The sequence below is a fragment of the Kitasatospora sp. NPDC101801 genome (assembly GCF_044766665.1).
GTDB lineage: Bacteria > Actinomycetota > Actinomycetes > Streptomycetales > Streptomycetaceae > Kitasatospora.
The window spans coordinates 25,020-38,664 of record NZ_JBIWML010000018.1 but is presented as its reverse complement, the minus strand read 5'-3'; the positions used below and the strand labels follow the sequence as shown (position 1 = coordinate 38,664).

15 protein-coding genes and 1 pseudogene are annotated in these 13,645 nt (G+C 70.3%); 8 read left to right on the top strand and 8 right to left on the bottom strand.

Annotated elements, in window-relative coordinates:
• Positions 1-60: 60 nt before the first annotated feature.
• Positions 61-1,062, top strand: coding sequence for a DUF2599 domain-containing protein (locus ACIRPK_RS20610; RefSeq protein ID WP_403040695.1), 1,002 nt, complete (start codon positions 61-63; stop codon positions 1,060-1,062).
• 424 nt (positions 1,063-1,486) lie between these two features.
• Here ACIRPK_RS20610 and ACIRPK_RS20605 read toward each other — a convergent pair whose 3' ends face one another.
• From ACIRPK_RS20605 to ACIRPK_RS20595, 3 genes are read right to left on the bottom strand one after another with little or no spacing between them, the layout of a single operon-like run.
• Positions 1,487-2,167 carry a hypothetical protein gene (locus ACIRPK_RS20605; protein ID WP_403040694.1) on the bottom strand — a complete coding sequence of 227 codons (681 nt, stop codon included), beginning with the start codon at positions 2,165-2,167 and terminating at the stop codon, positions 1,487-1,489.
• Between the two features lie 26 nt (positions 2,168-2,193).
• Positions 2,194-2,829, bottom strand: coding sequence for a kinase (locus ACIRPK_RS20600; protein WP_403040693.1), 636 nt, complete (start codon positions 2,827-2,829; stop codon positions 2,194-2,196).
• A 37-nt stretch (positions 2,830-2,866) separates the two neighbouring features.
• Positions 2,867-3,994, bottom strand: coding sequence for a restriction endonuclease (locus tag ACIRPK_RS20595; protein ID WP_403040692.1), 1,128 nt, complete (start codon positions 3,992-3,994; stop codon positions 2,867-2,869).
• On the opposite strand from ACIRPK_RS20595, the pseudogene ACIRPK_RS20590 reads away from it, so the two are divergent.
• From ACIRPK_RS20590 to ACIRPK_RS20580, 3 genes and pseudogenes are all read left to right on the top strand, one after another.
• Positions 3,905-4,303 (top strand): annotated as a pseudogene (locus ACIRPK_RS20590) (helix-turn-helix domain-containing protein); the annotation flags it as partial. The gene ACIRPK_RS20595 and the pseudogene ACIRPK_RS20590 overlap by 90 nt on opposite strands.
• Positions 4,304-4,675: 372 nt before the next feature.
• Positions 4,676-5,629, top strand: coding sequence for an RNA-guided endonuclease InsQ/TnpB family protein (locus ACIRPK_RS20585; protein ID WP_403040776.1), 954 nt, complete (start codon positions 4,676-4,678; stop codon positions 5,627-5,629).
• Positions 5,630-5,656: 27 nt separating this feature from the next.
• Entirely contained in the window at positions 5,657-6,070 is a 414-nt protein-coding gene (locus tag ACIRPK_RS20580; protein WP_403040691.1) for a hypothetical protein, read from the top strand.
• Positions 6,071-6,162: 92 nt separating this feature from the next.
• Here ACIRPK_RS20580 and ACIRPK_RS20575 read toward each other — a convergent pair whose 3' ends face one another.
• Positions 6,163-6,447, bottom strand: coding sequence for a hypothetical protein (locus ACIRPK_RS20575; RefSeq protein ID WP_402878944.1), 285 nt, complete (start codon positions 6,445-6,447; stop codon positions 6,163-6,165).
• A gap of 481 nt (positions 6,448-6,928) precedes the next feature.
• On the opposite strand from ACIRPK_RS20575, the gene ACIRPK_RS20570 reads away from it, so the two are divergent.
• Positions 6,929-7,309: a hypothetical protein gene (locus ACIRPK_RS20570; protein ID WP_403040690.1), complete on the top strand. Its 381-nt coding sequence runs from the start codon at positions 6,929-6,931 to the stop codon at positions 7,307-7,309.
• Positions 7,310-7,375: 66 nt separating this feature from the next.
• Here ACIRPK_RS20570 and ACIRPK_RS20565 read toward each other — a convergent pair whose 3' ends face one another.
• Positions 7,376-7,861: a hypothetical protein gene (locus ACIRPK_RS20565; RefSeq protein WP_403040689.1), complete on the bottom strand. Its 486-nt coding sequence runs from the start codon at positions 7,859-7,861 to the stop codon at positions 7,376-7,378.
• A 309-nt stretch (positions 7,862-8,170) separates the two neighbouring features.
• Between ACIRPK_RS20565 and ACIRPK_RS20560 the strand changes: the two genes are divergently transcribed.
• The 3 genes from ACIRPK_RS20560 to ACIRPK_RS20550 all read left to right on the top strand — a co-directional run bounded on the left by ACIRPK_RS20560 (position 8,171) and on the right by ACIRPK_RS20550 (position 10,847).
• Entirely contained in the window at positions 8,171-8,743 is a 573-nt protein-coding gene (locus ACIRPK_RS20560; RefSeq protein ID WP_403040688.1) for a type II toxin-antitoxin system Phd/YefM family antitoxin, read from the top strand.
• Positions 8,740-9,138 (top strand): type II toxin-antitoxin system VapC family toxin, encoded by a 399-nt coding sequence (locus tag ACIRPK_RS20555; protein ID WP_402878836.1) that lies wholly within the window; start codon positions 8,740-8,742, stop codon positions 9,136-9,138. The genes ACIRPK_RS20560 and ACIRPK_RS20555 overlap by 4 nt, the downstream gene beginning before the upstream one ends.
• Positions 9,139-9,470: 332 nt before the next feature.
• The gene (locus ACIRPK_RS20550) at positions 9,471-10,847 is read left to right on the top strand and encodes a helix-turn-helix transcriptional regulator (RefSeq protein ID WP_403040687.1); all 1,377 of its coding nucleotides are present in this window, start codon (positions 9,471-9,473) and stop codon (positions 10,845-10,847) included.
• 309 nt (positions 10,848-11,156) lie between these two features.
• On the opposite strand, the gene ACIRPK_RS20545 is transcribed toward ACIRPK_RS20550, so the two are convergent.
• The 3 genes from ACIRPK_RS20545 to ACIRPK_RS20535 form a co-directional block, all read right to left on the bottom strand.
• The gene (locus tag ACIRPK_RS20545) at positions 11,157-12,128 is read right to left on the bottom strand and encodes a hypothetical protein (protein ID WP_403040686.1); all 972 of its coding nucleotides are present in this window, start codon (positions 12,126-12,128) and stop codon (positions 11,157-11,159) included.
• A gap of 295 nt (positions 12,129-12,423) precedes the next feature.
• Positions 12,424-12,990, bottom strand: a complete 567-nt coding sequence (locus ACIRPK_RS20540; protein WP_403040685.1) for a hypothetical protein — start codon at positions 12,988-12,990, stop codon at positions 12,424-12,426.
• Positions 12,987-13,250, bottom strand: a complete 264-nt coding sequence (locus ACIRPK_RS20535; protein ID WP_403040684.1) for a hypothetical protein — start codon at positions 13,248-13,250, stop codon at positions 12,987-12,989. The genes ACIRPK_RS20540 and ACIRPK_RS20535 overlap by 4 nt, the downstream gene beginning before the upstream one ends.
• Positions 13,251-13,645 lie beyond the last annotated feature (395 nt).

The window sequence follows — 13,645 nt, the reverse complement described above, 5'->3', positions numbered from 1 at the left end:
TTTCCTCTCTTCACGAACCTCTTTGCTGGATACCTTTCCGGGGTGAAGACACTACGGAAAGTGGCTCTGTTCGCGGCGGCCTGCCTGGCTGCTCCCCTGCTTACATCGTCCCCGGCGGCCGCAGCCGACCGGGAGTTCTGCGGGAAGACCGTGTCCGGCGCGATCCTCGACAAGTACATCGCGCTGGGCGACCTGTCCTCGCCGCTGAAGTGCCCGGAGACGGGCGAGATGGCCACTCCCGACGGGCGTGGCCGGTACACCCGCTTCCAGGGCGGCTCGATCTACTGGTCGGCGGCGACCAGCGCCCACCCGGTATGGGGGGCGGTGCGCGACAAGTGGCAGGCGATGGGCTGGGAGCGGTCCGCGCTCGGCTACCCGAAGTCGGACGAGCTGAGCAACCCGGGTGGCAAGGGGGTGCGTCAGGTTTTCGAGGGTGGCACCGTGTACTGGTCGGCGGCGACCGGCGCCCACCCGGTGTGGGGGAGGATCGGCGCGACGTGGGGCGAGTACGGCTGGGAGAACAGCGCGTTCGGCTACCCGGCGTCCGACGAGACGGACGGCACCGACTCGTGGACGGATGTCGATACCGGGCAGGTCCACACGTACCGGATGGTTACGCAGAGGTTCGCCTCGGGTGCGACGCTGTTCTGGATTCCGGGCGGCGCGACGGAGGGCTGCGGCGGCGAGTGCACCGGCTACGAGGTGAGGGCACCGGGCAGCCTCATCAGTCGGGTGCGAGTGAACCTGCCGACGGATTCGGACAGGTTCGTGCTGATGGTCTTCCCGACGGATGCCGGGTTCCGGGGCGGCATTGACAAGGCCGTCGCCGGATGGCAGGAGGTGTGGACGAACACGCCGAATCCGCTGCGCCTGGATACGGCCGACGAGGCAGAATCTCTGCGTCTGCAGTATGCATGTCACGCCGCGTACGCGCGCCAAGAGTCCGACGGCAGCTGGAACACCGGCAATTCGTGGGATCTTGAGTCGGACAGGCCGAATGTCAGCTGGACGTACGCCACGAACGCCCTGTCTGTAGCGATTCACAAGTGCAACTGGACTTGATCACGTGCTGATCGCAAAAGCCCGGGACAGGTGCGGTCTGACCAAGCAGTCAGAATGAGTGCGGCCGGTGCGCGCAGGGAGCACCCCGGTGACTTCAGGCCGGGTGGGGTGTTGGCCTTCCCGTGTGTCAACGGTCACCCAGCCCGGCCGCGACCGATCCCGACCGGCCGCATCACCACCTGTCCGGCCGGCCTCTGCTGACGCACCATCAAGGCGCAGCAGTCCGGGACCTCCTCGGCTGGGTCTTCGCGCTCCGATTGGCGGGCGTGGAGGCCCAGCTCCTCGCGGTGGCCACTCGGTCAGGGCGGAGTCTGGGCTGAGCCCGGCTGACCCGCCAGCGGCCGTCGCCGCACTGAGGGCCGCCGGCTGGAAGGCCGGAACGTCGGCGCCCCGGGGCACGCTGTCCTTCCCGGGGTCCTGACCGCTACTGCGAGCGGAAGGGATCCCCGATTATTGGCTTTCTCCGTGTGCCCTCGGGGGTGAAGGTCAACGATCTGCGGAAGGAGCCGCCGCCGAAACGCACTGCAAGGAGAAACGGTTGTGCATGCTCGGGCGGCCACGGTTCGGTCCCCGGTTCGCTGCCGTTCCACAGGTGGAAGACCACCATCGGCTGGTGCAGATCCTCCGGGCAGTAGCCAAGCGTCTTGCCGTACAGAGGATTGTTCCCTCCGAACAGCACAGAGGGAGGGCCGAACTCCGCCGTCACGTCAGCCCAGGTGCGGTTGACTGCGGCCCACCCCCGGACTTGGCCTGTGAGGGCCTCGTACTCCTCGGCTGTGAGAACCCGATCGGGCTTGAGCCAGCCGCGCCGCTGTGCGAACTCCGCATATACCGAGGCGACTTCGTAGCCGCCACCCTGCGCGGGAAAGACTTCCTGGAAGGCCCCGCTGGGGCCAATGGAGGTCCAGAGCCCCTGCTCTTCCCAGCCTTGGACCAGCTCGGACCACTCCTCGGGCTGGCCCTCCACGAACAGCAGGTGGTCAACCAGGACCCGAAGGGCCACCTCGCCCCCGAACATCCCGGGCCGGCGAAGGGCGAGGTTGAGCTGATCAATGAGGTAGTCGTGGATCTTTTCGGCAGAGGCAAGCTGAGTAGGAAGCGTCACGCACTCAGTTTTCCGCATGAAGATCACTACGATCCACCAACGGGAACGAGTGGATGCATCACAAACTCGCGATCGGCCGGTTTGTGGAACGGTGTCCGGCCCGGCGGGGTGAGCGCGGTGTCGTTCAGGATCCGGGCAACGGTGTCGTCCAGGGAGCTGTCCTCTCCGACGACGACTTCGTGACCGTCGGGCAAGAGGTCCAAAGGCCGGTACCAGCCGGCCATCTGCTCGGCGCTCACCTCGGCGGACAGCGGCCGGGTGGCGTGGCGCCGCACTGTCTCGGCGAAGTCGACGTCGAGGTAGTAGAGGAAGCTGCGCCCGCGGTGGCGGGCCACCAGGTCGCTGAGCATCGCGCCGTACCGGCCGGCGTCGAGAATGCCCTCGACGACAGTGTGGAAGCCGCTGTCGCGAGCGTGCCGGGCAACCAGGCCGATCAGGCCGATGTTCGCGCCGCCGGCGACGTCCCGCTCACGCAGCACCTCACGGCGCAGCTGGTCCTGACCCACGATGGCCAGGCCCCGGCCGTACACGGAGCGGATCCTGGCGGCGGCGCTCGACTTCCCGGCACCACTCGGTCCGCGAACGACCACCAGCACGGTGTCCGGCGTGCCCGCTCGGGCACCGGCACCCCCGGTGGATGGCTTCTCCACGTCGTCGTTCACACCGCTGACCGTACCCATGGTCGGGGCTGACCCATCCTCATTTGTCCGGCTGCAACATTGGACCGCGTGCCTTGTCCGTGGTTGTGCAGCAGCTGCTCACAGTCACGACTGAGCTGCCGTGGTCGGCCGCCTGACCTTCACCGGTCGGCGTGGTCGTCACCCGGCGATCGAGTCTGAGGATCTCGTAGATGGTGTCGCCCCAGGTGGCCCACAGGCTCAGCTGCTCACCGTGGATGAGGTGGATGCCGAGTTTCGCGGCGTCCCGGGTGGCTTGGTCGGAGAAGGTGGAGTTCGTGCAGACCACGGCGATGTCGGCGTCGTGGAGGTCGCGGGCGGTGCCGTTGAGCTCGTAGACCACCCGGGGGTTGATAGCCCCCCGTTGCCGGTACTTCGTCTGGATCACGAACCGCCGTCCGTCCGGGGCGACGGCTATCAGGTCCGCTCCCTGGTCACCGGGCCCGCCACTGGCCCGCAGCAACGTCAGCCCGTCGCGGGTGAGGAGCCGGGCGGCCAAGTGCTCCAACGAGGTGCCGTCGAGGGAACGGAGTTCCTGCGGGGTGCAGCCTGCGCCGCTCGCCGCGAAGGCCTCCCGGCGGCGCGAGGCGGCGATGAGGCGGCTCGCTTCCTGGTTGGCCTGGATTCTGGTCGCGCAGAACTGCTGCCATACCTCGGCGGCGGCGCTGTGGCTGGACATGACGGCGTCGGCCGCCCTGCGGGCGCTTTCGTCGGTGAGGAGGGCGTGGGGGACCCTGCCGTAGGTGGCTTGCAGCCGTGTGAAGGCCACGTCTCCGGCTTGCTTCGCCTGTCGTAGGAGCTCCAGGTGGAGCCGATACGAGGAGACCGTGGTCCTCAGGAGGCGTTCGGCCTCCCAGCGGAGTGAGGGGTCGTAGTCGTCGGCCTTCAGCAGTTGTTCTTCGCGTGCTCGTACCTCGGCGGTGACGAGGTCGAACCACTCGTTGATCTCGTCGTAGGCGGTGCGGGCGGCCCGGGCCTCGGCCTGGAGGAGGAATGCCGCGAGCACGTCGTCCTCAGTGGCGGAGCCGATGAGATTTCCGATGACCTGCCGGAGATCGCGGTGCTTATAGCGGACCGGTCGGACGGGGGAAGAATAGGTCAGCTGGAACTGGTGGGGGGACGTGCCGGTGGCGCGTTCGTTGAGGATCACCGGCGCACCTTACAGAGGGTCACCGACACGGTCCGCGCGGGGCCTTCGGCAGCTGTGACCGGTGCGCCTTCGTCGAGGGCGGCAGGCGGTGTGACCGGTGCCCGACTCGTACGGGTGAATCGGGTGAGAGCGGTACCCAGCTGGCTGGGCTGGTCGGTACCTTCGGCCGTGGCGAAGGGGGATGCGGTGCTGTCGGGGCGTAGGTATCGGCTGGAGCTGACCACCGAGCAGGCTGCTCTGGTCGAGTCGTTCGGCTCGATCTGCCGGGCCGTATGGAACGTCGGGTTGGAGCAGTACCGGGAGTACCGGCGTCGCGGTGGGTCGATCGGGTATGTCGAGCAGTGCCGACAGTTGACGCAGGCGAAGGCGGAGTTCGGGTGGCTGGGTGAGGCGCCGTCGCATCTGCTGCAGCAGACCTTGCGTGACCTGGAGAGTGCGTGCCGGCGGCACGGTCCGTTCCGGGTCCGGTGGCGCTCTCAGCGCCGGTGGGCGCCGTCGAGGGGGGGGGCGGGGCGGGCCCCCCCGCCCGGGGGGGGGGGGGGGGGCCCCCCCGGGGGGGGGCCCCCCCCCCACCCCCGCAGGGGGGGGGTTTGGGGGGGGCGGGGCCCGGGGGGGGGGGGGGGGGGGGGGGGCCCCCGGGGGGGGGGGGGGGGGGGGGGGCGGGCCCGGGCGGGGACGCCCATGCCGGTGGAGCGGGTGTCGCGCAATGTGGGCCGGGTAAAGCTGCCCAAGCTCGGATGGGTGCGGTTTCGCTGGTCGCGTCCGCTGGGCGGCGAGGTACGGGCGGCGACAGTGTGCCGCGACGGGGGGCACTGGTACGTCGCGTTCCGGGTGGACACCCCGATGAAGGAGCGGACGGTGTCACTGGAGCGCGGCCGGCTTGGGGTCGACCGCGGTGTGGTGCAGACGGTGGTGGCCAGCGACGGGCGGATGTTCAACCGGGCCTTCGTGACGGCGGGCGAGGCCGAGCGCCTTCGCCGGCTGAACAGGCAACTACACCGGCGGTGCAAGGGTTCGGGCCGGTGGCACGCGACGGCGGACGCGATCGCGTCGGTCAACGTCCGGGTTCGCCACCGCCGTGCCGACTTCAACGCCAAGACGGCCCGCGAGCTGGTGACCGGGTGCGCGCTGCTGGTGCTGGAGGACCTGAACGTGCGGGCGATGTCGTCCGCGGCCGCCGGGTACCCGGGAACGGGCCCGGCTCAACGGCGCGGCCTTCACCGCTCGATTCGGGACAAGGGCTGGTTCGCCCTGGAACTGGCCTTGCGCAACGCGGCGCGGACTACGGGGACAGCCATCCGGAAGGTGGACCCCGCCTACACGAGTCAGACGTGCCCGCGGTGCAGGCACGTGGACAGGAAGTCGCGCAAGAGCCAAGCCGACTTCGTGTGCACGTCCTGCGGACACCGTGAGCACGCGGACGTGGTGGGTGCGAAGAATGCTCTGGCCGCCGGGCTCGGCGGCTACAGGACGTGGAGACCTCCAGCCGATCGGCGGGTCCGTGAAGCGTCAACCCCCTGTGAGCGGGCGGCCGCCGTGCTGCCTCGCCCCCGGGAGTCCGCAGCGGCCGTCGGGCCGACGCGGAGGAGGCCAAGCAAGGGTGTGTGTTCTCCCGGACAGCTACCACTGTGGTGATGGTCGGCCCAGCACGACAGTGGGGTGGTGGAGATCCGGAAGGGTGAGCTGGACCGCTGGTGCGGCTCCTCGCACAGCAACATGAAGACGGCCATGCGGATCCTGCGGGGCACCGCGCTCGCGGAGGGCGTCCGGCCCACGGTGGCCGACGCGCCCGACGCCGGTACAGAGGGATCGGTGGAGTCCCTCCGCCTGCAGGTGCTGCCGCTGTGGGACGCGATGGCGACCGCGCAGAGACCGGCTCGACGCTGCCCGGAAACCGGTGAGCGTCACCCGCTGGTACTGGACCAGACCGAGCTGAAGGTGCTCTTCCACCTGGTCGAGCATTTGTTCGCGCCGGGCTGGACCCGAAGCTGGGTCCACCAGCAGATCCGCACGGCGCGCAGCACTGCCCGCCACGTCCGCTCCGCCCGCCGGAGCACTGGCGCCGATGGTGGCTGACTGGCCCGTCCGCGCGACCTACGCCTCCGGCCCTTGCTCTCCGGGCCGGTCGGGCACGGTTCACGAACCGTGCGGCTTCCTCATCCTGGCCATCAGACGACCGTCGTACCGGAGGACCAGGCCGCCATCACGGTCTCCAGGCTCGCGTCCGGGTCGAGCTTCACGCGCCGCATATCCTCGCACCGCACGTCGGCGCCCATGAGGGCGATCGTCTCGCCGTCCTCGTCGTACAGCTCGAACTCGTGGCCGTCCCAGTCCTGGGCCATGGCCTCCGGGAGAGTGCCGAAGTCTCCCTTGGCGATCTTCTCATCGCCACTCGGGCGCAGCACGATGTATGCGCGCACGACAACGGCATCCGGCTTCACGGTCTTGGCCATGGCAGATCGACCTCTTTCAGGGGCTGAGAAGTGGATTTGGTCGGTGACTGCCGACAGCAGTGACGCTACGTACCGGGCGGGCAGGCCTCAACTTGCCGGGCGCGGCAGGAATTTGACTGGCGGGGCGCAGATGGGCGAGTCCGGCGGGCCGGCGGCGGCACCTGGTCGTGGCCGCGGACGTGGTCGGCGATCCCGACGCGGGTGCGAGGCGATGTTCGGGCTTCCTGAGCTGGGCCACAGGTGTGAGTAACGAATTGATAACGATGATGCTTCTGGCCGCCTGGCCGCCTGGCCGCCGGCAGATCCGGGGCGTGCGCGGCACCGCTCGCCACGTCCGACGGCCCCGCCAGAGTGGCGGAACGGCGGCCACCCCCGAGCATCAGGGGGAGATGGCCAGCCTGGTCCGCCAGTAGATCCGGACCGCGCGCAGCACCGCCTGGCACGTCCGCCGACCCCATCGAACCGGTGGCACAGATGCCTGATGACCTGCGGGCTGCGGGCCTTCGGCATGTGGAAGCCCAACTGGATCAAGAGCACGTTCGACGGCAACTATTGGAACGGCCCCAACCTCGCCGCGAGGGGACCTTTCAAGGTCGACCCGAACCTGCGTGAAGGCCGGATCAAGCGGCTTGACGGCGGGCTGCTGTCCGTTCAGCTCTCCGGCCACAACCTGCTGCCGATCCTGGAGTCGCTGCGGACTGGGTCCGCCGGCGAGGGGCTGGCCAACGCGGCGCGCTGCCGGACTCTTTACGGGAAGTTCGCCGCCTTTGTCGCCCTGATCGACCCGGATGCGCCGGCAGGCCGCAGTACAGGGGTCGAGTACCGGATTAACGACAGCATGGCCCTCGTCGCAGCGGCGTAGCCCGGCCGCTCCCGGTACGCCGATTGCCGGGAGCGTCGGAACGGCACCGTGGCCCTGGCCGCTGCTTCAGACGGCGGGCAGGTTCAGGTAGCCGCTAGGCCTGGTGGCGCCAGCCCGTACGTGCGCCAGTCCGTTGACGAAGATGGTGGCCCCGTTGTGGAAGCGCACCGCCAGGCCGTAGCCGATCGCCGGCGCAGGGGTGCGGTTGGAGAAGGTGTCGACGGAGGCGACCTCGTCACTCGCCGCCGCGACCGCGGCGGCGAGTGCCTCCTCGACCGCGGCGGTGCGCAGCGGCTGGGCGGTGAGGTCTGGTGCCGGCCGGGGTTCGGCAGAGGGCCCGGTGACGGCGGGGCCCTCCTCAGTGCTGTAGACGTCGCCGGGCGCCGACACTGCCGTGATCTGCCACCAGAACTGGGCACCCGAGGCGAACTGGATGGCGATGCCATTGGGATGTGCGGTGTGCTCGGCCTGGGCGAGAGTGGCTACCCGTTGTACGCCCGGCAGGTCCTTCGCCACGTTCACCAGCAGGGCCTCGAACCGGGGTGGGCGCACCGTCATCATCTCCTTTGGATCATCAGGCCAGCGCGTGTGCTGCCCGACGTGCCGAATCGTACTGATGTTCCCTGCTTGCCATCGCGGGGCGAGCCGGTGGGGACTGGCCACCCAGTCTTAGCCGACGGGCGGGAGCAGCCGGCGCCCGTGGCGGGCTGATCACCGCCGGGTGACAGCGCGGCGCTGCGCGGGCTGTCGGTGCGAAGCAGGGGCTGGCCGCTGTTCGCCCGGTCCGGCCCGTAGCCGGCGCTGAATGCCAGGCTGGGGATGAACCGGGTCTTCGCCGCGCCAGAGTTGTAAAGTCTTTACATGACTACGGAGTCGCAAGGTCGTCCGGATCTCCCGGCGAACGTTCCCACCGTGGCGCTGGCTGACGCTCGCGCTGAACTTTCCAAGATCGTGACGCTGGCCGAGCACACCGGCCGGATCACCGCCATCACCCGCTACGGCAAGCCTGTCGCCGCAGTCGTCCCGGCCGCGCTGCTGCACCTGCTGTCCGGCGCGCACATCGGCCCGCGCCCCATCGAGTCGTCGGAGATGGAGCGGCTGGCGTCCCGAGCCCGTGCTGCCAGCCAGCGCCTGTCGAGCGAGGACATCTCTGCTGCCGTCGATGACGTCCGGGCCGAGGGCGTGGGGCAGGCCGAGTCCGCACACATCCGCGTCTTTGCGGAGTCCGCCGCCTCGACGCTGGCGGCGGCCGCGCAGTCAGGCGAGCCGGGGATCGTGGCTTGGAACGTGCTCGCCGCCCGGGTGCACGAGCTCTTCGAGAGTCGCGGGGCCGACCCCGAAATGGTCCAGGCCTTGGCCGCGCTGCCGGAGGACCTGACGATGGCGGACCTGCTGGAAGCCTGGGCCGAGAAGCAGCAGGGCGGCAGCCGGTGATCGTGGTGGATGCCAGTGCGGTGGTCGAGGCCCTTGTCGGGGCGGGGCCGACGGCGGACCGGGTGCGGCAGCGCCTGGTCGGCGAGGACGTCTACGCCCCGGCGCATCTGGACCACGAGGTGTCGAGGGTGATCGGCCGGCTCCTGCAGAAGAAGCTGCTGTCCGAGGAGGGTGCCCAGGCGGCGATCGAGGACCTGGACGCGCTGGAGGTCCAGCGGATTCCGATCCCGGGCCTGCTGCTGCGGGCGTGGGAGCTGCGGCACAACACCTACGTCGGTGACGCGATCTACATCTCACTGGCGGAGACGCTGAGCTGCCCGCTGGTGACCACCGACGGCAAGATGGCAGGAGTGCCCGGCATCACCTGCGCCGTGGAGCACATCCCCAAGGTCTGACGATCGCGGCCGGTCGGGCCCGACGGTTCGCCGTCGGGCCCTGTTGGGGTGCTGTGGTGGTCGCGGGCCTGGTGCGGAGGGTCGTCGCCCCCGGAGGGCGTCGTGTGCGGGGGCGGTTTCGGACGTTCGGGGTTGGAATCGGGAAGAGGCTGGCCTGCGCGGAGGGCGGGGCAGGGGTCTGGTGCGGTCTGTCCGTGCTGGTCGTGGGCGGAGCGGCGGGTGGCGGTGGGGTGGCCGGGTAGTGCTGTAGTCCATTGCTCTTACTGCTGTAGAGAGGGCAATCTCAGTGCTGTAGAAGTGCACAGCACTTGATGGATTGAGGGGGCAGCACCATGACGTTCCACTACCAGCCGCTCGCCAACGGCATCAGCACCGACCACCCCGTTCCCGACCTGCCGTTCGTCGACGACACCCACATCCCCCTGGACGAGGGTCCCGAGGCGATCGAGGCTGTCGGCCGAGGTGTCGGCAACGGCATGTGGGGCCGCTACGACAATCTCCCGGACGGCGCCTGGCACGCCTTCACCACCGACCCGATCCGCCACGACTACGGCTGGTCCGTGCGCTATCACCCCCTCCACGGCCGCACCGTCCTGCTGATGAGCGACAACGACATCGCCTCCATGCACAGCCACTGGGGCGGCTCCGAGCTGCTCTTCCGGGCAGGCGGGTACTGGTGGGACGGCACGACCTGGTACCGGCCGGGACAGATCTGGCACCCCGTCCACCAGCGGCACGAACACCGAAGGGTCACCGCACCGGTCACCGTGACCGCCGCCGACCTCCTCGACGCGAGCGCCGACCCCACCCGCGCCTACGTGGCCAAGGTCGCGAACTTCCGGCCCGGAGCCGGGACGGCCCGCATCTGGACCGACCACCTCGCCCTGTGGGCCCGCACCCAGGGCACCCGCCCCGGCGCACTCCCCCTGGAGCGGGCCGTCGTCAACCTCGCCAGCCCCGAACTCGGCGCAGACCAGCTCATCGGGACCCCCGAGGTCGCGGCCCTCGCCGGGATCTCCGCCTCCACCCTGCGCTCGTACATCACCCGAGGCGAGAACTCCGTGCCGATGCCGCAGGCCACGGTCGGCGGCCGCAACCTGTGGTCCAAGCCGGTCGCCGCAGACTGGGCCGAGGCACGCCGGCGGTCGGCAGAAGGCGTGGAGACGATGCTCTCGGCCGGAGAGGAAAAGGACCTGTCCCCCGGCGCGGCCGAGGTCCGCGCCCGCTTCGCCACCCGCTTCTTCCACGCGCTGTGGCACCCGGCCATGCGCAAGCGGTGGGTCCTGCGCAGCCGCAACGAGACGGACGTGCAGGACGTCGCGAACGAGCTGGCGTGGAGCGTCGCGGCCAACCTGAACGAGCTCATCCCAGCGGAGCCGCTGAGTGCCACCGTCCGGCACGCCGTCCTGGACGTGTGGTCCGATGGCCTCGAACTTCAGCGCCGGGACCCCGCGTTCGAGCTCAATTCGTTCCACCTCAGCCTGAGCGTTCCGATCGTCAAGATGCTCGACTGGTACATCCGGCACGACCCGTCCTGGGCGATGATTACCCTGCGAGAGATCCAGTACGAGGCTTCCTCCCGATTGGGGATCTCCGCCGGGCTCAGCGGCCGGGCTCTTCGCCGGGCCCTGTCGATGGACGGCAAGCTCGACGAGGCCCTGCGGGAGGAGTACCTCGACCGCGTCTTGGCCGCCGACGAACCGGCCTGACCCGGACCTCGATGCCCCCACCCTCCGCATCAGCGTTCCGGCCAGGGTGACGAAGCGCCTGTCCGCGGCTGCGCTTCCCCATCCGCTGTGAGGCGGAGCCAAGCCCTCGTGCACGGCGGCCGACCGACCTGGACGATCCCGCCCACCCGCCACGTCTGGCTCGATGACCTGCGCAGGGCCGCGAAGGCCAAGCCACCGGTCAACGACACCGGCCGTGCCCTCTCGGAATGCCCAGTTCGTCGTCGGCGAGCGGGCCCCGCACGTCGTAGCGGTGCGGGGCCCGCCCGGCTGTCGGGCCGGTGTCGGATTTCAGCGTCGCAGCGGCTCGGCCTGGCCCGCGGCCTGCCGGATTACGGCGAACTCCTCAGGCCAGCGGGCCTCCCACGCGCTGATCACCGCCTCATCGGTATGCCGGAACAGGAGCTCGATCTCCCCGGGCCGGCCATCCCCCGGCGCCAGCCGCATCCGGCATCGGGACGCGCCGCTTTCCCGGCACGCGTGCCCGTCCACCTGCAGGGGCAGGCCGGCTGCGGGATCCGTCAGCAGGGCCGCCAGCCGGTCGTGGTCGAGCCGGTGGCCGGGGATGAACTCCAGATCGAATTTCCAGCAGTCGGCGAACGTTCCAGCGGTGGTCCAGCCGGTGACCAGCGCAGGCACGCCGGCCGCGGTGAACACCCCCACCCGGCGCAGCAGGGCGCTGCCGAGCCAGTGCGGACGGGGACCTGCGGTGGCGGGATCGAACCAGGTCAGGTCCCTGGCCTCCTCCCGGGTCGCCGGTCCGGTGTTCCAGAGCGGGCGGTGGCCTCCGGTGCGGAGCTCGGCTTCGAAGTCGGCGGTCAGGGTGCGCCATTGCCCGGCGGAGATGCCTCGCAGGACCACGCTGGCGTTGGTGCCGGCCAGCCGTAGGACGGGCGCGCCGGTGCGGTCACGGTCGGTACGCAGGCCGGGAACTCCGCTGACCTGGCTGTCGGTGTCGATCGAGGGCAGGACGGTGCTGACGAACCAGCGCAGGTACGACGGCGTGGAGGTCAGCTTGAGCTCCAGGCCCTGCGGGGTCGGGCTGACCTGTTCGAAGCCGAAGGGGGCGACTACCGCCTCGACCGGCCACGCGCAGCAGTGCATGATCCACCACTCCAGCTTCTCCTGGGCCGGGTCGGCGGGGTGCGGCACCGTTGGTGAGCCGGGGCCCAGGGCGGTGAGGTGCCGGACGGCTGACTGGTGCGGCTCGCGCGTGAGCTGGGAACGCTGGGCTGCGAGTCGGGTGAGCTTGGCCGGGGTCACGGCTGGTCCCTTCCGTGCCGCCGGCCCGGCGCGTCGGGATCGTCGATCGGGGTGCGATCGGATGGTGATGAGCAGCGACTACGGGCGGCTCTACGGAGCCTTCGGGCCGGGGATGCGGGAGAGACCGGTTCCCGCTCGGCGTGGCCGCCACACGGCCAACCAGATCATCGTCCACCGGATGGTTCGGATGCAACGACCCCGGCGTGCGTGTCTGCGGCCTGGCCGTCCCGCGCTCGGCACCCGTCGGCGTTAGCGTCAGCGCGGGGGCGAGGCCACAGGCAGTCGAGGCGGTGGCTCACACCATCTGCAGCCCTGAGGGGAAGCAGCTGCGGCAGTCCCGGTCGTGGAAGGCCTCGCGCGTCATCGCCTGGTGGTTGGCGGCGAAGACCTGCTCCCACAGTTCACGGCTGTACTCCAGGTACCGGACCGGCTCCGTGGCCTGCATCCCGCGGTCGTCGACGACGAAGTAGGGGAACCGATGCCGGGCGGCCGCGGTCCGCGGGTCGGCCCCGCGGGTGACGGCGGCGGGGTTCACCCAGATCCGGGCGATGCCGTCCACGGAGCCGTCCAGGTAGACGAAGCGGTGCCGGTCCAGCCAGGCCAGCTCGGCCTCCAGCCGCTTCGGCGTCAGGCCGAACTCCTCGGCGGCGAACGCGAGCCGCAGGCGCACCGGTGCGTCGCCGTCGAGCAGGCCGCCCAGGAGGTACAGCGTGCTGGCTGGCTCGAAGTCACCGCGGCGGGCGCGGAACGGCCGCCCGGCCGCCGTGCGCTCCGCCCTGATCTGGCTCCAGTACAGGTACGTCGAGGCGATCACGCCGGGCCCGGCGCAGATCGGGCGGGTACAGATGCAGGTCATCGTCATTCGTCGTCCAGATCGTCGTCCGGGTCGTCGTCGTCATCGAAGTCGAAGTCGAGGTCGAGGAAATCATCCAGCTCGGCCACCGCGGGGCAGCCCTGCACGCAGACCGGGTCCCACACCGTCCCGGTCCACCGGTGCCCGCAGGCCAAGGTGGAGTCGTCGAGGGCCGCGAACGGCTCCGTGGCGAGGGCCTCGCGTTCGGCCGTGCAGTAGCCGTCGCGGTCGCCCTTGTCCGGATGCCCGCACTCCAGCAGGTAGTTCACCTGCACATCGTCGTGCCGCCCAGGGCCGGGGACGCGACGCCGCGCCCTGCCCCGGTGAAGTTCCCGCGCGGGACCAGCAGCGCCGGGTCGTCGCCCAGCCGCGTGCGCGGATCAGCGGCCCGCCGGCCGTTGCGCGCACCGACGACCGCCCTCGTGAAGCTTGTCCCCTACGCCTACAACGGCGCCGACGCCGTTGCGATCCGATTCCCGGCTCAGCCGACGCGGGCAGCCGGGGCCGCACCGCCCTGTCCCGGCTGCCCGCGGCAAAACCGGCAGAGGCGATGGCATGTTCGCGTCCGAAAAGCCGCAGGTCAAAGCCCTGGCCATGGCAGATCGAAGGGTCTAGTGTCTCCGCCACGGCAACCCCACCACATCACCACCGGGCTGCCGGGCAG